This is a genomic window from Pseudooceanicola nitratireducens (genome assembly GCF_900109195.1).
GTDB classification, from domain to species: Bacteria; Pseudomonadota; Alphaproteobacteria; order Rhodobacterales; family Rhodobacteraceae; genus Pseudooceanicola; species Pseudooceanicola nitratireducens.
In genome coordinates this window covers 311281-329675 of sequence record NZ_FNZG01000001.1, presented here as the reverse complement: position 1 = coordinate 329675, position 18395 = coordinate 311281, and the positions used below count along the sequence as shown (strand labels likewise).

At 67.2% G+C, this 18395-nt stretch carries 17 protein-coding genes; 2 read left to right on the top strand and 15 right to left on the bottom strand.

Going from position 1 to position 18395, the window contains the following annotated elements; genetic code table 11:
- Nucleotide 1 precedes the first annotated feature (1 nt).
- On the bottom strand, nucleotides 2–2521 hold the full coding sequence (locus BMX99_RS01575; protein ID WP_093446285.1) for a penicillin-binding protein 1A: 2520 nt from the start codon (nucleotides 2519–2521) through the stop codon (nucleotides 2–4).
- A 217-nt stretch (nucleotides 2522–2738) separates the two neighbouring features.
- Here BMX99_RS01575 and BMX99_RS01570 point away from each other — a divergent pair, with 217 nt between their 5' ends.
- Nucleotides 2739–3140: a hypothetical protein gene (locus tag BMX99_RS01570; protein ID WP_093446282.1), complete on the top strand. Its 402-nt coding sequence runs from the start codon at nucleotides 2739–2741 to the stop codon at nucleotides 3138–3140.
- Nucleotides 3141–3161: 21 nt separating this feature from the next.
- Here the strand turns inward: BMX99_RS01570 and BMX99_RS01565 are convergent, their stop codons facing one another.
- From BMX99_RS01565 to nthA, 4 genes are all read right to left on the bottom strand, one after another.
- Nucleotides 3162–4439, bottom strand: a complete 1278-nt coding sequence (locus tag BMX99_RS01565) for an N-acetylmuramoyl-L-alanine amidase (protein WP_322788129.1) — start codon at nucleotides 4437–4439, stop codon at nucleotides 3162–3164.
- Nucleotides 4440–4605: 166 nt separating this feature from the next.
- Nucleotides 4606–4974, bottom strand: coding sequence for a nitrile hydratase accessory protein (locus BMX99_RS01560; protein WP_093446279.1), 369 nt, complete (start codon nucleotides 4972–4974; stop codon nucleotides 4606–4608).
- Nucleotides 4967–5620 carry a nitrile hydratase subunit beta gene (gene nthB / locus BMX99_RS01555; protein ID WP_093446276.1) on the bottom strand — a complete coding sequence of 218 codons (654 nt, stop codon included), beginning with the start codon at nucleotides 5618–5620 and terminating at the stop codon, nucleotides 4967–4969. The genes BMX99_RS01560 and nthB overlap by 8 nt, the downstream gene beginning before the upstream one ends.
- Nucleotides 5617–6267 (bottom strand): nitrile hydratase subunit alpha, encoded by a 651-nt coding sequence (gene nthA, locus BMX99_RS01550; protein WP_093446273.1) that lies wholly within the window; start codon nucleotides 6265–6267, stop codon nucleotides 5617–5619. Before nthA ends, nthB begins: the two co-directional genes overlap by 4 nt.
- A 178-nt stretch (nucleotides 6268–6445) precedes the next feature.
- Between nthA and BMX99_RS01545 the strand changes: the two genes are divergently transcribed.
- Complete coding sequence (locus tag BMX99_RS01545) at nucleotides 6446–7348, top strand: AEC family transporter (RefSeq protein ID WP_093446270.1); 903 nt, start codon at nucleotides 6446–6448, stop codon at nucleotides 7346–7348.
- A gap of 69 nt (nucleotides 7349–7417) precedes the next feature.
- On the opposite strand, the gene BMX99_RS01540 is transcribed toward BMX99_RS01545, so the two are convergent.
- From BMX99_RS01540 to BMX99_RS01495, 10 genes are all read right to left on the bottom strand, one after another.
- The gene (locus BMX99_RS01540) at nucleotides 7418–9001 is read right to left on the bottom strand and encodes a GMC family oxidoreductase (protein ID WP_093446267.1); all 1584 of its coding nucleotides are present in this window, start codon (nucleotides 8999–9001) and stop codon (nucleotides 7418–7420) included.
- A 5-nt stretch (nucleotides 9002–9006) separates the two neighbouring features.
- On the bottom strand, nucleotides 9007–10179 hold the full coding sequence (locus BMX99_RS01535; RefSeq protein WP_093446264.1) for an acyl-CoA dehydrogenase family protein: 1173 nt from the start codon (nucleotides 10177–10179) through the stop codon (nucleotides 9007–9009).
- A gap of 49 nt (nucleotides 10180–10228) precedes the next feature.
- Nucleotides 10229–11026: an oxepin-CoA hydrolase, alternative type gene (locus BMX99_RS01530; RefSeq protein ID WP_254771990.1), complete on the bottom strand. Its 798-nt coding sequence runs from the start codon at nucleotides 11024–11026 to the stop codon at nucleotides 10229–10231.
- A gap of 40 nt (nucleotides 11027–11066) precedes the next feature.
- Nucleotides 11067–12272: a CaiB/BaiF CoA transferase family protein gene (locus tag BMX99_RS01525; RefSeq protein ID WP_093446262.1), complete on the bottom strand. Its 1206-nt coding sequence runs from the start codon at nucleotides 12270–12272 to the stop codon at nucleotides 11067–11069.
- A 44-nt stretch (nucleotides 12273–12316) separates the two neighbouring features.
- Nucleotides 12317–13264 carry an SMP-30/gluconolactonase/LRE family protein gene (locus BMX99_RS01520; protein WP_093446259.1) on the bottom strand — a complete coding sequence of 316 codons (948 nt, stop codon included), beginning with the start codon at nucleotides 13262–13264 and terminating at the stop codon, nucleotides 12317–12319.
- Nucleotides 13257–14780 carry a tripartite tricarboxylate transporter permease gene (locus tag BMX99_RS01515; protein WP_093446257.1) on the bottom strand — a complete coding sequence of 508 codons (1524 nt, stop codon included), beginning with the start codon at nucleotides 14778–14780 and terminating at the stop codon, nucleotides 13257–13259. Before BMX99_RS01515 ends, BMX99_RS01520 begins: the two co-directional genes overlap by 8 nt.
- A gap of 1 nt (nucleotide 14781) precedes the next feature.
- The gene (locus BMX99_RS01510; protein ID WP_093446254.1) at nucleotides 14782–15228 is read right to left on the bottom strand and encodes a tripartite tricarboxylate transporter TctB family protein; all 447 of its coding nucleotides are present in this window, start codon (nucleotides 15226–15228) and stop codon (nucleotides 14782–14784) included.
- Between the two features lie 75 nt (nucleotides 15229–15303).
- Nucleotides 15304–16575: an SDR family NAD(P)-dependent oxidoreductase gene (locus BMX99_RS01505; protein WP_093446251.1), complete on the bottom strand. Its 1272-nt coding sequence runs from the start codon at nucleotides 16573–16575 to the stop codon at nucleotides 15304–15306.
- Between the two features lie 73 nt (nucleotides 16576–16648).
- Nucleotides 16649–17401, bottom strand: a complete 753-nt coding sequence (locus BMX99_RS01500; RefSeq protein WP_093446248.1) for an SDR family NAD(P)-dependent oxidoreductase — start codon at nucleotides 17399–17401, stop codon at nucleotides 16649–16651.
- On the bottom strand, nucleotides 17391–18392 hold the full coding sequence (locus BMX99_RS01495) for an acyl-CoA dehydrogenase family protein (protein WP_093446246.1): 1002 nt from the start codon (nucleotides 18390–18392) through the stop codon (nucleotides 17391–17393). Before BMX99_RS01495 ends, BMX99_RS01500 begins: the two co-directional genes overlap by 11 nt.
- Between the last annotated feature and the right edge of the window lie 3 nt (nucleotides 18393–18395).

Below are 18395 nucleotides of genomic sequence, written 5' to 3'. Positions count from 1 at the left end.
GTCAGTAAAGCCCGCCCGAGGACAGGGTGCCAAAGCTGGCCTTTGGCCCCACGGTCGCCTTCTTCCCGGTCGAGGTGGTGACCTGCCGCGGCCCCGCCTGGGCCTCGTCGAACAGCGGAAGATCCGCGCCCATGGCAAAGCCGCCGTCGAAGGTGATGCCAAAGATCGGCTCTTCCCCGTCGCGGAAGTATTCGGCCACCACGTTTTCGCCGCTGGCCCCGTCAGGCAGACGAGCACCGGTGTAGCGGTCGATATTGATGAAATGCCCACCCGGCGGCACCTTGAAGCGGCCGCCGCCGTATTCCTTCACCGCCTCACTCATGAAGCGCTGGAAGACCGGACCGCAGAAGCCCCCGCCCGAGGCCCCGCGCCCAAGCGGCTTGGGATCGTCATAGCCGATGTAGCAGCCCGCCACGACGTTCGAGGTGAAGCCGATGAACCAGACGTCCTTGGCGTCGTTGGTGGTGCCGGTCTTGCCCGCCGTGGGCACCGGCAGGTTCACCGCAGACGAGGCCGTGCCGCGTTCCACCACGCCCCGCATCATCGAGGTCAGCTGATAGGCGGTGATCGCGTTCATCACCCGCGCCCGGTCCGAAACGATTTCGGGGCCACGGCTGCGCGGGATCCTGGGATCGGCGCAGTCGACGCACTGGCGCTGGTCGTGGCGATAGATCGTGCGGCCATAGCGGTCCTGCACCCGGTCGACCAGCGTGGGTTCGACCCTTTCACCGCCATTGGCAAACATCGCATAGGCCGAGACCATCTTGTAAAGCGTCGTCTCCTCGGAGCCGAGCGCATTGGCCAGGTACTGACCCATGTTGTCGTAGACGCCGAACTTTTCCGCATAAGAGGCGACGACATCCATGCCAACCTCCTGGGCCAGACGGATGGTCATCAGGTTCCGCGACCGTTCGATCCCGGTGCGCAGCGGCGTCGGGCCATAGAACTGGTGGCTGGCGTTCTGCGGCCGCCACAGGCCCTGGGGCGTGTCGATTTCAATCGGGGCGTCGATGATGATCGTCGCGGGGGTATAGCCGCTGTCCAGCGCTGCGGCATAGACGAAGGGTTTGAAGCTGGACCCGGGCTGGCGGCGCGCCTGGGTGGCGCGGTTGAAGACCGAGTTCTGGTAGCTGAAGCCGCCCTGCATGGCGATCACGCGGCCGGTGTTGACGTCCATGGCCATGAAACCGCCCTGGACCTTGGGCACCTGGCGCAGGGTCCAGCGGATGAAATTGCCGCTGCCGTCTTCGGTCATGCGGCGCACATGCACCACGTCGCCGGGCTTGAAGTTGTCGCGGAAACTGCCCCGGATCCAGGAAATGTCCTTGCGCGGGACCACGAAGGGCTCGGCCTCGGTTTCCTCGACGCCTTCGATGCCCAGGCGCATCTGCTGATCCTCGACCCCCAGCACGACGGCCGGATGCCAGGGACCATCCAGCGTCACGTCGCGGGCGACGCGCACGTTGGCCAGCGCCGCACGCCAGCTGGCCTCGTCCCCCAGCTGGGCGGGGTCGATGGTCTTGCCGGTGCCGGTCCAGACGCCCAGCCCACGGTCGTATTGCTCCAGCTGACGCTGCAGCGACTGCGCCGCCAGCACCTGCATTTCGGGATCGATCGTGGCGCGGACGGTGAAGCCGCCGGTGAAGAATTCGCCTTCGCCGAAGTCGCGCGACAGCTGGCGGCGGATCTCGTCGGTGAAGTAATCGCGCGGGGGGCGTTCGGTGCGATAGCTTTCGTAGTCGCCGTTCTGCACGGATTTCAGCGGCAGGGCGACCTCGTGTTCATAGACCGCGCGGGAGATATATCCGTTCTCCATCATCTCGCGCAGGACGAAATTGCGGCGCTCGGTCACGCGTTCCTTGCGGCGGACGGGGTGGAAATCCGACGGGGCCTTGGGCAGCGAGGCCAGGAAGGCGGCCTCGTGCGGGGCCAGGTCCGACAGGGCCTTGTTGAAATAGGTCTGGGCGGCGGCGGCCACCCCGTAAGAGTTCTGGCCCAGGAAGATCTCGTTCAGGTACAGTTCAAGGATCTTTTCCTTGGGCAGGGTTTCTTCCAGCCGGGTGGCCAGGATGATTTCCTTGATCTTGCGTTCGATCTGGCGATCGCCGGACAGCAGGAAGTTCTTCATCACCTGCTGGGTGATGGTCGAGGCCCCGCGCACGTTCTGGCCACGCGATTGCACCGCCTCGACAATGGCGGCGGCGATGCCACGGGTGTCATAGCCCGCATGGGTGTAGAAATTCTTGTCCTCGGCCGAAATGAAGGCGTGTTTCACCAGCTCGGGGATTTCATCGGCCGGCGCGAACAGACGGCGTTCCTGGGCGAATTCGTCGATGATCCGCCCTTCGGAGGAATAGATCCGGCTGATCGTCTTGGGCTGGTAGGACGCCAGGCTTTCATGGCTGGGCAGATCGCGGCCATAGACCCAGAAGATCGCACCGATGCTCAGCGCGATGACCATCACGCCGAGTGTCAGAAAGCTGAAGATGCCTCCGAAGAAGGATAAGACGAATCTGATCATGCAGGCCCCATGCGTGTGTGCCGATCATATAAGCCGGGGGGATGCCGGGGTCAAAACACGATCATGCAATGCGCCTGCAATCGGCCTTCTGTCGCCCGGAGATGGGTCCCGACAAGGTGCCGGTCATTGGATTTGACAGGCCGGGCCGGATGTCGCCAAATGGCGTCACCAACAGAATTCGTCTTTTCCAGTGTCCATTTCCAAAGAAGGCATCCCCATGCGTTGTCCCACCCGGTTCCCGACCCTTTCGGCCCTTGCCCTGTTGCTGGCGCTTCCCGCGGCCCCTGCCCTGGCCCAGGCCAATACCGACTACGACGCCTGCCGCGGGGCCGGGCATGATTTCGGCACCTGCATGACCTATATGATGGACCGCAACGCCATGGGCTGCACCGCGGCGCGCAAGCAGATCCGCCGGCAGAAATCCGCAGCCGCGAAAGAGGGCTGGCACCTGGCCTTTGCGGGTCGCAAGGACAGCACGATCACCGGCATCCGGGGGTGCGGCTATGCCTGGAACAGCGATCCGGCCAAGGCGCAGCAGGCCGCGATGCAGAACTGCCGAAAATGGGAAAAGACCTATGGCACAGGTGACGGCGACAAGGTCTGCAGTCTGATGAACTGATCCGGGTCCAGGGATCGGGGCCTACTGCCGGACCAGCGGACGCTTGGCCGCGTCTGCGGTTTCCCAGGCGGCGATGCCATCGGCCAGGGCACGGGCGATGCGCGACAGGAACTCGGGGTCGCCCAGGTTCTTGCGGTCGCGTTCCGACGACAGGTAGCCGACCTCGATCAGGACAGACGGGATGTCGGGGGCCTTCAGCACTGAAAAGGCGGCCGCCCGGTGCGGGCGGGAATTCAGCGGCACGTCGGCGGCGGCGATGGCCAGTTGCAGCGTTTCCGACAGGGCAATGGCGCGCGGGGCGGTTTCCTGCCGCGCCAGGTCCATCAGCACCCCCGCGACCACGTCATCCTTGCCGGTCAGGTCCACGCCCGACAGCAGGTCGTCGCGGTCGTGCCGTTCCGCCAGCTTGGCCGAGGCCTCGTCCGTGGCCGTATCGGCCAGCGTATAGAGCGTCGCCCCCCGCGCTCGGCCATTGGGCAGCACATCGGCATGGAGCGAGATGAAGACATCCGCACGCACGTCATGGGCAATCGACACCCGCCGTTCCAGCGGCACGAAACTGTCGTCGTCGCGGGTCAGGATCACGCGGGTGTCACCGCGCCGGATCAGAGTCTCCTGCACGGCGCGGGCCAGATCCAGCATAAGGGTCTTTTCCATCAGGTTGCCACGCACGGCCCCGGGGTCGATGCCGCCATGGCCCGGGTCGATCACCACGGTCAGGATGCCGTCATCCCCCTGTGGCGGGGCGGTCAGCGCCGGCACCGGCAGATCCCATTGCGGATCGCGCGGGGCCCCGGCCCGGTCGGCAAAGCTTTTTGCATCGGTATAGGACAGCCCCACGGACAGCGCCGCCTGCCCGGTTTCGGTGTCGATCCGCATGGTGGCGGTGTCGATCTGCATCGGGTCGGCCAGCGTCAGAACCAGCCGCGACCAGCCGGGACGATAGCTGCCAAAGCGCAGCCCGGTCACGCGGTCGGTCTGCAACAGCGCTTCGGCGGACAGGCCGGTCCAGTCGACCTCGCGGAAGTCGATGACCACGCGGGTCGGGGCGGCAAGGGTGAAGATCCGCCAGGGGACACCCTGCGACAGGCCCAGGGTCACCGAAACGCCCCGCCCCTGATCGCTGATCGCGCTGGCGTCGGTGTCGATCCGCGCCAGGCCGGTCAGCCCCTGGGCGCGTGCGGCCGAGGGCAGCGCAAGGGTCATCACCAGCAGCGCGACGGCCAGGGCCGAAAGCGCGCGGGCGGCCAGGTCTCGGATGGCCAGAGACACCTGGCGGGGGAATGTGGATCTGCTCATCTGCGGTTGCTCGCGCCCAATCTGTCCGGTCTGTCTGATGTGCCCGGGGTTCGGCGGCCTTGTCGCGGGCCGCTCTTGCCGGGATCATAGATCAGCTTGGGCGGCGATGGAACATGGCCCGGCAACTGGGTGCGGCGACGGGTGGCGACAACGGGTGGCGGCTGGCCTAATGCTCCAACCCGGCCTCATAGGCGATCGGGGTGCCGTGGGGGGTCGCCTCGGCCGCACGCTGCCAGGTGCGGGCGGCCTCTTCGATCAGCGCGGCCTCGGCCAGGCCCTTGACCTGCACCAGCCCCAGAAGCGCATCCAGCCAGTCGCGCCAATAGGCCTCGGCATGGGCTTGCGGGCTTTGGGCGTCGGGCGCGGGGCGGTCGGAGCCGATGCGTTCCGAAAGCGCCTCGGCCCATTCGGTCCAGGAAAACGCCCCCTTTTCATGTAGATGCACGGTCAGGGCAAAGGCCTTGGCCTGCCAGGGCGCAAAGAAATGCAGGTCCCCGGCGTCGGGTCCGGGAATTGGAAGGCGCGCGTCAGACATTCAGATACGGTTCCCACAGGTCGACGTTCACACGGTCATTTTCGCCCGCCCGATCGCCGAACAGATCCCGCGCCGCGAAGCTGATGTTGTACAGCCAATGCGCCGTCGTGCGGTCGCCTTTGGCCGAAGTATCGGGGAAGACGTGATAGCCATGCACGGCGGCGACCACGCCGCGCCGGTTGCGGCAATAGGCGGGCATGCGGATATGGCCGCGCGGCTGAAGATTGCGGGTCTGCACGGTCTGCCCGACCTCGAACGCCGGGCGGCTGCCCTTGGGATCGCGGTCATAGGGCGACCCGCGCATCAGCGCAGGCCCGACCTTGTCGGCGGCAAGCGCGGTGACATCGGCGGGGCCATCGGCCTGACCGGTGGACAGTTCGTCGTCGGTCACCAGGCCCTTGGTCTTCAAAAGATCCTCCAGCCCGCGGATCCACAGCTGATAGTAGCTGAGGCCGTAGTATTCGCCGGGATCGCGGTTTTCGCGGGCAAAGCGGCTTTCATCGATGGTCCAGGCCCCGGCCCCGCCGGCGGCCACCACCATGGCCATGGCGCGGCGTTCCCATTCGGCGTGAAACAGCGGGTCCTGCGGGTCGGGCGCAATGGGGCCAAAGCCGTCGCGGCCACCCAGATCCTGCGGGCCGTTCATGCGGCTTCCCCGGTGGCGGGGGTGGTCGCAAGGGCGGTGCCGATCATGCTGTCACGGCTCACCAGATCGGCCAGCTGGTCTTCGCTGAAGCCTTCGGTGCCCTCGGGGCGCATCGGAATGACAAGGTATCGCATCTCGGCGGTGCTGTCCCAGACGCGGATCGCGGTGCCTTCGGGCAGGGTCACGCCGAATTCCGCCAGGACGCCGCGCGGATCGCTGACGGCGCGGGCGCGGTAGGGGGCGGATTTGTACCAGGTCGGAGGCAGGCCCAGCACCGACCACGGATAGCAGGAGCACAGTGTGCAGACGACCATGTTGTGGTCCTGCGGCGTGTTGAAGACAGCCGTCAGATGTTCGCCCTGCCGCCCGGCAAAGCCCATGCCATGGATCGCGGCGGTGGCGTCGTCCCTCAGCGCCTGGGCGAAATCGGGATCGGTCCAGGCACGGGCGACAACGCGGGCCCCGTTGCGGGGACCGACGCGGGTTTCATAGGTGTCCAGGATGACATCCAGCGCGCCCGGATCGATCAGCCCCTTGTCGGCCAGAAGCTTCTCCAGCGCCATGACCCGGGCGGTTTCATCGTCCAGATGGCTGTGGTCGTCATGAGGATGACCGTGCAAGTCATCGTGCGAATGATCGTGTGGCATGGCGGGCCCTTTCGTCCTGATCGAAGGATCCCGGCCAAAGGATCACAGCCCCCTCAGCTTGGCAATCACGGGTTTGTGGTTCTGGTCCTTCCCCCGGCGCGGTGCTAGGGCAAGGGCAGCAACATGGCCCCGGCGCATCGGCCCGGGGAAATCTGGCAATTTCCGGGGAATATCGCGAATGGTGCTGCTGACAATCTGGCCGCTTTTTGCGCTGATCTGCCTGGGCTACCTGCTGGCGAAACGGGGCTTTCCCCGGCCCGACTTCTGGGACGCCGCCGAGAAGCTGACCTATTTCATCCTGTTTCCCGCGCTGCTGGTGCGCAGCCTGTCGAACGCGCCGGTGCGCGACCCCGAGATCCTGAAACTGGGCGGCGCGGCGGTGGTGTCGATCCTGCTAGCCGTGGCGGCGATGGCCCTGGCGCGGCGGGCGCGGCCCCTGGGGGCGGCGCGGTTCGGCCCGGCGGTGCAGGGCGTGATCCGGTTCAACACCTACCTCGGGCTGGCGATCACCGCCGCCCTAGCCGGCGACCCAGGACTGGAGCGTGCGGCGGTCTACCTGGCCATCGCCGTGCCGGTGGTCAACGTCATCTCGATCATCGCCCTGACCGAGGGCAATCCCCTGCGCCGTCCCGGCCTGCTGATCAATTCGATCCTGCGCAACCCGCTGATCCTGGCCTGTCTTGCCGGGATCGCGCTGTCGCTGACCGGGATCGGTCTGCCCTATGGCAGCGATGCGCTGTTTGCGATGCTGGGTCAGGGCAGCCTGCCGCTTGGGCTGTTGTGCGTGGGTGCCGCGCTGCAACCCAAGGCGCTGCGGCGGGATCTGGGCGCGCTTGGTGCGGTGACGGCGGCGCGGCTTCTGGCCATGCCGCTTTTGGCCTGGGTCGTGGCGCATCTGTTCGGGCTGGGCCAGGTCGAGACGCTGGTGCTGGTGATCTTCTGCGGCATCCCGACGGCCACGGCGTCCTATGTGCTGACGCAGCAACTGAAGGGCGACGGCACCTTCATGGCCGGGATCGTCACCGGGCAGACCGCCGTGGCGGTGCTGACCCTGCCTGTCGTGATCTGGCTGCTGGGCTAGGTGGGCGGGCGGATCGCCGCCCTGCCCCGATTAGCCCTGATTAGCCCCATCTGCGCCAATCAGCCCTGTTCAGCCCGCTTCGCGGATGAACTCGGCCGCGCGGGCCCCGATCATGATGCTGGGCGCATTGGTATTGCCCGAGGGCAGCGTCGGCATGACCGAGGCATCCGCCACCCGCAGCCCCGCAACCCCATGCACCCGCAGTTTCGGATCGACCACGGCCATCGGATCATCCGCATCGCCCATCTTTGCCGTGCCCGCCGGGTGATAGACCGTCTTGGCGTGGCTGCGGATATAGGTGCGCAATTCGTCATCTGACATGACGCCCGGCGCGGGGCGCTTGCGGTCGCCAAGAACGGCGCGCAGGGCGGGCTGATCCAGCAGCGACAGGCCCATGCGCAGCCCGCGCAGGGACAGCTCCAGATCCTCAGGGTGGCTTAGGACCCCGCTGCGGAATTCCGGCCGGGCGCTGGCGTTGCTGCTGCGCAGCCGCACGGTGCCGCGCGACTTGGGCCGCAGCACGCAGACCGAATACATCACGCCATGCCCTTCCAGTTGCACCACGCCCTTGGCGGCATTGTAGCCCGGCATGAAATGCAGCTGCACATCGGGACGGCCCGCGCCGCTGACATCGACGAAGCCGCCAGCCTCGACCATGTTCGACGACAAAAGCCCGCGCCGGTCCCACAGATAGCGCAGCATGTGGAAGGCCCCGCGCGGCATGCGGTCTTCGCCCACGACGGACACGGGGCCCTGGGTCTTCGCCTCGACCGGCACAATGGCGTGGTCCTGGAAATTCTCGCCCACGCCCGGCAGGTCGCGCAGCACGGGGATTCCATGCGCCTTTAGCTGGGCGCGCGGCCCAAGGCCCGAGCGCATCAGGATCAGCGGCGTGGCAAAGGCCCCGGCGCTAAGCACGACCTCGCGGCGAGCGTGGATTTCGCGGCCATCGGCCAGACGGACTCCCCGGGCTTGCCCATCCTTGATCAGCAGCCGGTCAACGGCGGCGCGGGTCAGGATGGTCAGGTTGCGGCGCTTGCGGGCCGGGGCCAGAAAGGCGCGCGCGGCCGAACAGCGGCGGCCATCGCGGGTCGTGGTCTGGAAAAAGCCGATGCCATCCTGACGCGCGCCGTTGAAATCCGCATTGGGGCGGATATGGGCCTGCGCTCCGGCGGCCACGAAAGCCTCGCTTAGCGGATGGCGAAAGCGCGGGGCCGACACGCCAAGCGGCCCGTCGGTGCCGTGATAGGCGTCATCAAAGGTGTCGTTGCCTTCCAGCCGCCGGAAGACCGGCAGCACCCTGTCCCAGCCCCAGCCCGAGGCCCCGGCAGCATCCCAGCTGTCGTAATCCTGCGGCTGTCCGCGCACGTAAAGCATCGCATTGACCGAGGATCCGCCCCCCAGCACCCGCCCCTGCGGGATGACAAAGGGACGCCCGGCCAGCTGATCCTCGGGCTCACCCTCGATCAGCGTGGCATCCCGGCCGCGGTGCATGATCTTGAAGAAGGTAGCGGGGATGTGGATCCAGGGGCTGGTGTCGCGCTGCCCGGCCTCGATCAGCAGGACCGAGACCTGCGGATCAGCGCTGAGTTCACCCGCAAGCGTGGCCCCGGCGGACCCGCCGCCGACGATGATGACGTCATGATCACGCATATGTCTTAGCCTGCCACCTGTCCTGAAGCCTGGCGGCGTTGCATCTGCTTGACGATGTTCAGCTGATGGATCTGGCTGGTGCCCTCGTAGAGGCGGAACAGCCGCACGTCGCGGTAATAGCGTTCAATGCTGGCATGGTTCGCCACATAGCCCGCGCCGCCGAAGACCTGCACGCAGCGGTCCGCCACGCGGCCGCACATCTCGGAGGCGAAGTATTTGCAGATCGAGGCCTCTAGCGCGATGTCGCGGCCGTCGTCCCGCGACCGGGCGGTGGCCAGGACCAGCTGTTTCGCGGCCTCGATCTCGGCCCGGCAATCGGCCAGGAGGGCTGCGACCAGTTGGAAATCCACGACCTTCTGGCCAAATTGTTCGCGATTTGAGGCATGGTCAAAGGCCATGTCCAGCATGCGGATCGCCGGCCCGGTGCACAGGGCGGCCAGGTGGATGCGCTGTTTGTTCAGCACCTTCATCGCGGTCTTGAAGCCCACGCCCTCGACCCCGCCGATGACATTCTCGGCCGGGACGATGCAATTGTCGAAATGCACCTCGCCCACGGGGGATCCTCGCTGGCCCATCATCTGATAGCCCGCCGAAGTGCTCAGCCCCTCGAACCCGCGCTCGACAATAAAGGCGGTGACGCCCTTCGCCCCCTTGGTGCCATCCTCGGTCCGGGCGAAGACGGTGAACAGATCGGCAATCGGCGCATTGGTGATATAGCGCTTCATGCCGTTCAGAACGTAATGGTCGCCTTCGCGCCGGGCGGTGGTTTCGATATTGCTGGCCTCGGACCCCGCATTGGGTTCGGTCAGCGCCAGACAGCCCGTGGCCTCGCCCCGCGCCATCAGGGGCAGGTACTTCTGTTTCTGCGCTTCGGTGCCGTCGGCCACCAGCGCCTCGGAGCCGATGCCGGTGTTGGTACCGACCCGGGCGCGATAGGCGACGGCGCATTGCGACAGCTCCATCGCGCCCAGGACAAGCTCTTCGGTGGTCAGGCCAAGCCCGCCGTATTCTTCAGGGATGGACCAGCCGAAATAGCCGCGCCTGGCCATGTCGTCGACGATGTCCTGCGGCACCTCGTCCAGCTCGGCCACGCGGTCTTCGTTCGGGTGCGCGACCGTGCGGACCCAATCGTGGACCTCGCCCAGAAGTGCGTCGAGTTTTGCCTGATCGCGGATCATCTGTTCCCCTTTCCCTGCCGTCTTCCGAAGTGCCGGTCTATTGGCCCGTCTATTGGCCGAAGACGGGTTTGCGTTTCTCGACAAAGGCCGCCAGACCTTCGCCCGCCTCGTCGCCATAGCGCGCGGCGTTGATGTTGCGGCCTTCCAGGTCGATGTGATCGGCCAGGCCATTGTGCGCGGCCCCGGCGATTTCCGCCTTGATGGTGCCGATGGCGTCGCGGGCCCCGGCGGCACAGGCGCGGGCCAGGTCCATTGCGGCGTCCAGCGCGCCGCCCTCGGGGGTCAGGGCATTGACCGCACCGGCGGCATGCAGGCGATCTGCGCCGACGGGACGGCCCAGCATGCACAGTTCCGACACCAGCTGGCGCGGCAGGGCCTCGCGCAGGAAGAAGGTCGTGCCGCCATCCGGGGTCAGGCCGATCTTGACATAGGCGGCGGTGAACTTGGCCGTCTCGGTCGCGGCGACCATGTCGCAGGCCAGCGCCAGCGCCAGGCCCAGCCCGGCGGCACCGCCCTCGACCGCGGCGATCACGGGCTTGGGGCAGCCGCGCAGCGCCAGGATCATGGCGGAAAGCGCATCAGTGTTCTTCGACACCTCGGACAGGGGCAGCGTGCGGCTTTCCTTCAGGGCGTTGACGTTCCCGCCCGAGGAAAAGAACCCGTTCGCGCCGGTCAGCACCACCGCCCCGACGCCCGGATCATTGCCCGCGTCCATCAGGATCGCGCGCAGGGCCAGATACTGCGGCGCGCCGATGGAATTGCGCGTCTTGGGGCCGTCCATCGTGACGACAAGAATGCCGTCCTTCAGGTCGGTGCGGATTTCGGTGGTGCTGGTCATCGGGGTCATGGGGCGTGCCTTTCGGAAGGGGTCAGGGGCCTGGCGGCCGTCAGATGATGCCGTTTTCGCGCAGGGTGGCAATCTGCGTGGCGTCAAAGCCCAGATCGCCCAGGATCGCGTCGGTATCCGCGCCCAGATCCTTGGCGGACCAGCGGATCTGGCCGGGGTTGCGGGTCAGGCGGGGCACGACGTTCTGCATCCGCACGGTGCCGAAATCGTCATCCTTCACGGCCGTCACCACGTCGCGCGCCTGCACCTGGGGATCGTTGAAGATCTGTTCCGCCGAATAGATCGGACCGATGGCCCCGCCTTCGCGCTGAAAATCGGCCAGAGTTTCGTCCAGCGTATGCGTGGACATGTAATCGGCAAAGATCGCGTCCAGTTCGTCGCGGTGTGCCAGACGGTTGCGGTTGCCGGCAAAGCGCGGGTCGTCGATCAGGTCGTCGCGCCCGATGGCGCGCATATTGGCGCGGTACATATTGTCGGTCGATCCGGTGACGGTGACATAGCGGCCGTCGCTGGTGCGGAAGACATTGGCGGGCGCGGTATATTGGTTGTTGTTGCCGTCGCGTTCGCGGATCTGGCCCAGCTGGTCGTATTCGATGGCCAGGTTTTCCAGCAGGCGGAAGGTCGCCTCGGTCAGGGCCAGGTCGATTTCCTCGCCCTCGGTGCCGTTCTTGAGGATGCCAAAGAGCGCCGCCAGGATCGAAAACGCCCCGAAGACGCCGCCGAAGGCATCGGCGATCGGATAGCCGGGGTGCACCGGCGCGCTGTCGGGCATGCCGGTGATATAGGTCAGCCCGCCCATGGCCTCGAAAATCCGCGCGAACCCGCCCTGCGAGGCCTTGGGCCCGGTCTGACCAAAGGCCGAGACGCGCAGGATCACCAGCTTGGGGTTGATCGCCCACAGGGTGTCGCGGTCCAGCCCCCATTTGGCCAGGGTGCCGGGGCGGAAGTTTTCCACCAGCACGTCGTGTTCGGCGATCATCTTCTTCATGATCTCCAGCCCCTCGGGGCGGCGCAGATCCAGCGTGCCATAGCGTTTGCCGCGGTTGGTGACCTTCCACCACAGCGGCTTGTCATCGCGGAAGGGCGGGAAGTTGCGCAGCCCGTCGCCCTGCCCCGGCATTTCGAACTTGGTCACCTCGGCCCCGAAATCGGCAAGCAGAGAGGCCGCGAAAGGCGCGGCAATAATGGTGGCGATATCAAGGACTTTCAGCCCGGCCAGGGGTCCGAAGGGGGCGGTGTCGGTCATGGGTCTTTCCCTTGTTGGTCAGGTTGCGGGCTGGTCGAGTGCGGTCAGGAAGGCGGGGTCAGGCGGAACCGCGCCTCGGCGATGCCCTTGGCCCAGAGCCCGTCGATGGCGAACAGCTTGCCGCCGTCGGGATGGGTCGACACCGCGCGCCCGGTGCCGGAATCGCGGATCGAGGTGACGAAAAGCGTGGTCATGTCCGCGCCGCCAAAGGCCAGCGAAGACGGCAGGTCGACCGGCGCGGGAATGCGGGTGATCAGCGTGCCCTGCGGGCTGAAACAGCCGATTTCCCCGGTGCGGATCAGCGCGCCCCAGAGGTTCCCGGCGCGGTCCACCGTGGCCCCGTCGATCCCGGCCTCAAGCGGTGCGGTGTCGATGTGCAGGCGCGCCGGACCGGCGGCCCCCGTGGCGGGGTCGTAGTCGCAGGCAAAGACCTTGCGCGCGGGCGTATCGGCAAAATACAGTACGTCGCCCTCGGGGCTGAAGCAGATACCGTTGCCGATATGCAGCCCTTCGGCCAGCACCCGGTGGCGGCACGCGCCGTCGACCTGGTGCAGCTGTCCCAGGGGTTCCCCGCCCCGGCCCATACCGGCACAGAGGAACCGGCCCTGGCGGTCCAGCTTTGCGTCGTTCAGGCGCATGGCCGGATCGGCACCTTCCAGCACAAGCAGGTGCTTTTCGGCGCGGACCTCGGGGTCGTACAGCACCACGCGGTGGTCCAGCACGATGACCAGGTTTCCATCCTCGGCCAGGGCGATGGCCCCGATGTGGCCATTCATCCGGTAGTCGAAGACCCGGCCCTCGGCGTCGCGGCGGTGCAGCACGCCCGCCACGCCGTCGATCCACCACAGGCAGCCGGCCTCGGCATCCCAGACCGGACTTTCCCCCAGGGCGTCGGGCCGGTCCTCGATCCGGCGGAAGGTCAGGCCGGTGGTCTGGGTCAGGTCCTCGCAGCGGCCCTGACCCCTTGGGTCGGTCTTGCGGGCCTCAGCCATTGTCCGACACCGGCTTGCCCCGGCCCGCCAGCGCCGCGCGGGTCTTGACCGCGATGGCCCAGACCACGATGGCGGCGGTGATGACCAGGATGGTGCCCGCGATCGGGCGGTCGAAGAAGGACCCCAGATCGCCCCGCGACACGATCAGCGACCGGCGGAAGTATTCCTCGATCATCGGGCCCAGGACAAAGCCCAGCAGCAGGGGCGCGACCTCGAAGTTCAGCGCCCGCATTCCCAGGCCAAGGAAGCCGAAGGCCAGCAGCACGAAGACATCCACGATCTGGTAGTTCACCGAATAGATGCCGATGCAGGTAAAGGCGACGATCACCGGGAACAGGTAGTTGTAGGGGATCGCCAGCAGTTTGACCCACATGCCGACCAGCGGCAGGTTCAGCACCAGCAGCATGATGTTGCCCACCACGAAGCTGACGATCAGGCCCCAGAACAGGTCCGGGCTGTCCTGGATCACGGTCGGTCCGGGCAGGATGCCATGCACCATCATCACACCCAGCATGATCGCCATCACCGGGTCGCCGGGGATGCCCAGGCTGAGGGTCGGGATGAAGGCCGATTGCACGGCGGCGTTGTTGGCGGATTCCGGGGCGGCGATGCCCTCGATCGCGCCCTTGCCGAACTGCTCGGGGTGTTTCGACATCTTCCGTTCGACCGCATATGACACGAAGGTGGCGACCAGACCGCCGGTGCCCGGAAGCGCGCCGAAGAAGGCCCCGATGCCCGACCCGCGTGCCATCGGCATGGCCGAGCGGCGCCAGTCTTCGCGCGTGGGCAGCATGTCGCGCAGGCGGATCTTGTCGGATTGCACCTTGGGGGTCTGGGCGCGTCCGGCGCTGGCGATGATTTCCGGCAGGCCGAACAGGCCGATGGCCACGGCGACCAGCGGCAGACCGTCGAACAGCACCGTCTGGCCAAAGGTGAACCGCGCCACGCCCGAGTTCAGGTCGAGCCCGACCAGCCCAAGCGCCAGGCCAAGCGACACCGCGATCAGCGACCGGATCGACCGGCCCGACCCGATGACCGAGGCCGCGATCAGCCCCAGCAGCATCAGCGCCACGTATTCATGCGGGCCAAAGCGCAGCGCCACCCGGGCCAGCGGCACCGAGAAACCCGCCAGCAGGATCACCCCGACGATGGACCCGACAAAGGAGGCGATAGCGGTCATGAACAGCGCCTGTCCGGCGCGGCCCTGTTTTGCCATCGGATAGCCGTCCAGCCCGGTGACGGCGCTGGTGGCCGTGCCCGGCAGGTTCATCAGGATCGATGCGGTCGAGCCGCCGTAAGAGGCCCCGTAGTAGATCCCCCCCAGCATGATCAGCGCATAGTTCGGATCCAGGTGGAAGGTGATCGGCATCAGCATGGCCAGCGTCGCCATGATGCCGATCCCCGGCAGCACGCCGACCAGCGTGCCCAGGAAGACGCCGATGAAACAGTACAGAAGCCCTTCCAGCGAGAAGGCCACGCTGAGACCCAGGGCGATGTTTTGCAGAAGTTGATCCATTTCAGAATGCCTCGATCTGAAGGCCAAGGCCGACGCGGAAGATCAGCGCACAGGCCAGGGCGCTGCCCAGGCCCAGAAGACCTGCCTTGACCAGGGTGTTCCGGTCATTGGCCAGGCTGGCAAGAAAGACGGTCAGGGTGATCGACGGCACCATGCCGAAGCGTTCGATCGTCAGGGCGAAGGCCGCGAAAGAAGCCGCGACAAACAGCATCCCGCGCAGCTGGCGGTGCGACAGGGTCATCGGGATCTCGGCCGGGCGGGACGCGACCAGGATCAGCACGGCCAGCACGATCATCGTCCAGCCCAGGATAACCGGGAAATACCCCGGCCCCATCTGGCTGAGCGTGCCGATCTTGTAGCTGCTGCCTTCGGTGACGACAAAGATGCCCACGGCCAGCGTGACGATGGCGGCAAGGACGTCTTCCAGTCTCTCGGTTACAAAGCGCATTGTCTCCTCCCTTGGATCTGATGCGACTGTCATAGGGGCCGGGCTGTCCCTGGATGGGGCTGACCCGGCTGGTGTTCAGGTGCCGATCGCGCGGATCAGCTGGCCGGTCAGCGCCGCGGCCGCGTCGGATCCGACATAGCGGCAAAGCGCGGCCAGATCGGCGGCATCCGTCGCGGCATCGGGGGTCGCTTGGCTCAGGACGGTGTTGACCCGCATCCCGGCGGCGGCCCATTCCAGCGCCAGCGTGCGGCCCAGCATGGCAACCGCGGCCTGCGCGGCGCGGCTGGCGGTTCCGGCTGGCTGTCCCGTGCCGCGCGTCAGCACGAAGGTCAAAGCAAAGCCGGGGCTGCGCGCCTGAAGGGCAGCGCAGCGGCGGGCGGTGTCCCGGGCCAGGCGCAGGGCCTGGGCGGGGTCGGCGGTGCCTAGCCGGGTGTCGATGACATGGGCGAGGCCGGTCGTACCCTCGGGGTCCGCCCCGGCATTCAGCGCATCGCGCAGGGCGGTGTCGCCTGTATCCGACAGAACCACCACGGCATCACCGGGCGTGGTGCCGGCGGCGGGGGCGATGGCGGGATCGGGCAGCGGGCCCTGGGCGACCTGACTTCCGGCATCGACGCTCAGCGTCTCGCCGCTTAGCCGGTGCCCGGCGGGCGATGCCAGGAAGGCGACCGCGCCGGCGATATCTTCAGGCTCGACCAGCCGGCCCAGGGGGATGCCGCGCGCGATGGCGACCAGATCGACCCGGCCTTCGTCATGCAGCGATTGCAGCAGCGGCGTGCGGGTATAGCCGGGGGCGACAGCCGACACCGCGATGCCCTGCGGGGCCAGGTCCAGCGCCAGACCTTCGGTCAGGGCGACAACGGCGGATTTCGTGGCGCTATAGGGGCCCCGCAGCGCCAGCGGACGCCAGGCGGCACCAGACGCCAGGTTGATGATCGCCCCGCCCCGGGGCAGCAGCGGGGCGGCGGCGCCACAGATCCGCTGCACGGCGGTCAGGTTCAGCGCCACCAGCCGGTCGAACCGATCCTCGGGCAGGGTCGCGATGCTTTTGCCGGTGGTGTCGGTCATGCCGGCGTTGTTGACGACCAGATCCAGCCTCCCAAGCGCCTGCGCCGCCTGCCCGGGCAGGGCAGAGGCGGCATTGGCGTCGGTCAGATCCACGCCTAGGGCCAGGTGATCGGGGCCGAGGGTCTGCGCCCGTTCCTGCGCGGCGGCAAGGTCCAGATCGGCGATCGCCACGCGGTAGCCCCGCGCGGCCAGCGCCTGACAGATCGCCCAGCCGATGCCATTGGCGCCGCCAGTGACTAGGGCAGTTTGGCCCCGGCCCTGTTCCGTCGTGTTGCTCATCTGGTGCCCTCCCTGCACGTCTGGCCGTCCTCCCGGCCCCTGATCCTTTGCCCCCCGATCCTGTGACCCGTCCTCAGGTGATCGCGATGCCGATCCCGCCGTCGGTGGACAGCACCTGACCGGTGATGAAATCGCTCTCCTCACCCAGCAGATAGCCGATGGCGCGGGCGATATCCTCGACCGTGCCCAGACGGCCCAGGGGCGTGTTGGCGATGCGTTTCGCGTCCCTCTCGGCCGAGCGGTGCTTGGCGGTGCCTTCGGTCGGCACGGCGGACGGCGCAACCGCGTTCACCCGGATCTGCTGCGATCCCAGTTCCACGGCCGCGGCGCGGGTCAGACCCATGACGCCGGACTTGATGCCGCTGTAGACCATGGAATTCTTTGCCGACCGGAACCCGGCAGCCGAGGCGACATTGACGATCGTGCCCCCGCGTTCGGGATCCATGGCGGCGGCGGCGAATTTCGTGCCCCAGATGATCGAGGAAAAGCCGACCTGAAGCATCCGGTCCAGCGTTTCGGGCATGATGTCGGGGATCGCCTGATAGCGGACCCAGGCGGCGTTGTTCACCAGACCGTCAAAACGGCCGGTCTTTTCGACCACCATGGCGACGGCGGTCTCGATGCCCTCGATGGTGGCGACGTTCTGCACCACGGGAAAGGCCTGCCCCCCGGCGGCGGTGATTTCCGCGACCGCTTCGTTGGCGAATTCCTCTTTCAGGTCGTTGACGCCGACGATCCAGCCGCGTTCGGCCATCAGTTTGGCGGTGGCGCGGCCGATGCCGTGACCGGCCCCGGTGATCAGCAGGGATTTGGCTTCAGACGACATGTTCGATTTCTCCGTACCATTCGTTCGTGCGGGCGGCGATCAGGCGATCGCCCAGCCCTTCGGTGGCCTGCGCAACTGCGCCATAGGCCGATTGCGCGCGCATCTGGCGCAGGTGGCGGTGTAGCGGGACTTCCCAGGTGAAGCCCATGCCGCCAAAGACCTGGATGGCGCTTTCGGCGACACTGATGCCGGCGCGGGCGGTGCCCAGCCAGGTGGCCTCGATCGCCAGATCGGCGTCTTCCACATCGGCCTTCAGGGCGCGTTTCAGCCCGTTGCGCATGGTCGAGACGGCCAGCTTGTCGCGCGACAGGCGGTGGCGGATCACCTGGTTCGCGGCCAGGATCTTGCCGAACTGCGACCGGTCCTGGGCATAATCCGCGGCCAGGGTCAGGCATCTGTCTGACGACCCGGCGACGAAGGCGGTGCGCAGCACCTGGGCCTCGCGCTGAAGGGTGGCGACGCTGGCGGCGTCCAGCACGGGGCCGGTCAGATCGCCGCTGATGTCAAAGGCCGATTCCGGCGCGTCCACGTCCAGCGCGGGCACCGCGCGGGCGGTCACGGCATTGCCGGTCTGGGCCAGCACGGCGCTGCCATCGGCCCTCAGGATCAGCACATGGTCGGCCTCTTGCCCCAGGGGGGCGGCGGCGACCAGGCCATCCTCGGCCCGGCCCTGCCAGGCGACGGTGGCCAGGGTTTCCCCCGAGGCGATGCGCCCGGCCAGATCGGCGTCCACGGGGGCCAGCGCCTTGGCCAGCAGGACCGCTTCGATCAGCGGGAAGCCCAGCAGCCCGGCCCCTGCGGCAGACAGAACCGGCACGGCAAAGTCCAGCGGCAGGCCCAGCCCGCCCGCATCCTCGGGCGCGGTGACACCGATCAGCCCGGCCTCGCCCAGCAGGGCACCACGGGCCTTGGCATCGTCGGCGGACGCACAGGCGTCGACCACGGCGGCGGCGGTTTCTTCAAACTCTTTCGGATCGAGATCGTCGAACATGGG

Excerpts from the sequence above, each read along its gene's own strand:
- BMX99_RS01540 (WP_093446267.1), bottom strand. The coding sequence starts at position 9,001 with ATGCGTGATCATGACGTCATCATCGTCGGCGGCGGGTCCGCCGGGGCC.
- BMX99_RS01500 (WP_093446248.1), bottom strand. The coding sequence starts at position 17,401 with ATGTCGTCTGAAGCCAAATCCCTGCTGATCACCGGGGCCGGTCACGGC.
- BMX99_RS01565 (WP_322788129.1), bottom strand. The coding sequence starts at position 4,439 with ATGAGCAGATCCACATTCCCCCGCCAGGTGTCTCTGGCCATCCGAGAC.
- BMX99_RS01570 (WP_093446282.1), top strand. The coding sequence starts at position 2,739 with ATGCGTTGTCCCACCCGGTTCCCGACCCTTTCGGCCCTTGCCCTGTTG.
- BMX99_RS01495 (WP_093446246.1), bottom strand. The coding sequence starts at position 18,392 with ATGTTCGACGATCTCGATCCGAAAGAGTTTGAAGAAACCGCCGCCGCC.
- BMX99_RS01560 (WP_093446279.1), bottom strand. The coding sequence starts at position 4,974 with ATGTCTGACGCGCGCCTTCCAATTCCCGGACCCGACGCCGGGGACCTG.
- BMX99_RS01525 (WP_093446262.1), bottom strand. The coding sequence starts at position 12,272 with ATGACCGACACCGCCCCCTTCGGACCCCTGGCCGGGCTGAAAGTCCTT.
- BMX99_RS01575 (WP_093446285.1), bottom strand. The coding sequence starts at position 2,521 with ATGATCAGATTCGTCTTATCCTTCTTCGGAGGCATCTTCAGCTTTCTG.
- BMX99_RS01545 (WP_093446270.1), top strand. The coding sequence starts at position 6,446 with ATGGTGCTGCTGACAATCTGGCCGCTTTTTGCGCTGATCTGCCTGGGC.
- BMX99_RS01520 (WP_093446259.1), bottom strand. The coding sequence starts at position 13,264 with ATGGCTGAGGCCCGCAAGACCGACCCAAGGGGTCAGGGCCGCTGCGAG.
- BMX99_RS01510 (WP_093446254.1), bottom strand. The coding sequence starts at position 15,228 with ATGCGCTTTGTAACCGAGAGACTGGAAGACGTCCTTGCCGCCATCGTC.
- BMX99_RS01535 (WP_093446264.1), bottom strand. The coding sequence starts at position 10,179 with ATGATCCGCGATCAGGCAAAACTCGACGCACTTCTGGGCGAGGTCCAC.
- BMX99_RS01515 (WP_093446257.1), bottom strand. The coding sequence starts at position 14,780 with ATGGATCAACTTCTGCAAAACATCGCCCTGGGTCTCAGCGTGGCCTTC.
- BMX99_RS01505 (WP_093446251.1), bottom strand. The coding sequence starts at position 16,575 with ATGAGCAACACGACGGAACAGGGCCGGGGCCAAACTGCCCTAGTCACT.
- nthA (WP_093446273.1), bottom strand. The coding sequence starts at position 6,267 with ATGCCACACGATCATTCGCACGATGACTTGCACGGTCATCCTCATGAC.
- nthB (WP_093446276.1), bottom strand. The coding sequence starts at position 5,620 with ATGAACGGCCCGCAGGATCTGGGTGGCCGCGACGGCTTTGGCCCCATT.
- BMX99_RS01530 (WP_254771990.1), bottom strand. The coding sequence starts at position 11,026 with ATGACCCCGATGACCAGCACCACCGAAATCCGCACCGACCTGAAGGAC.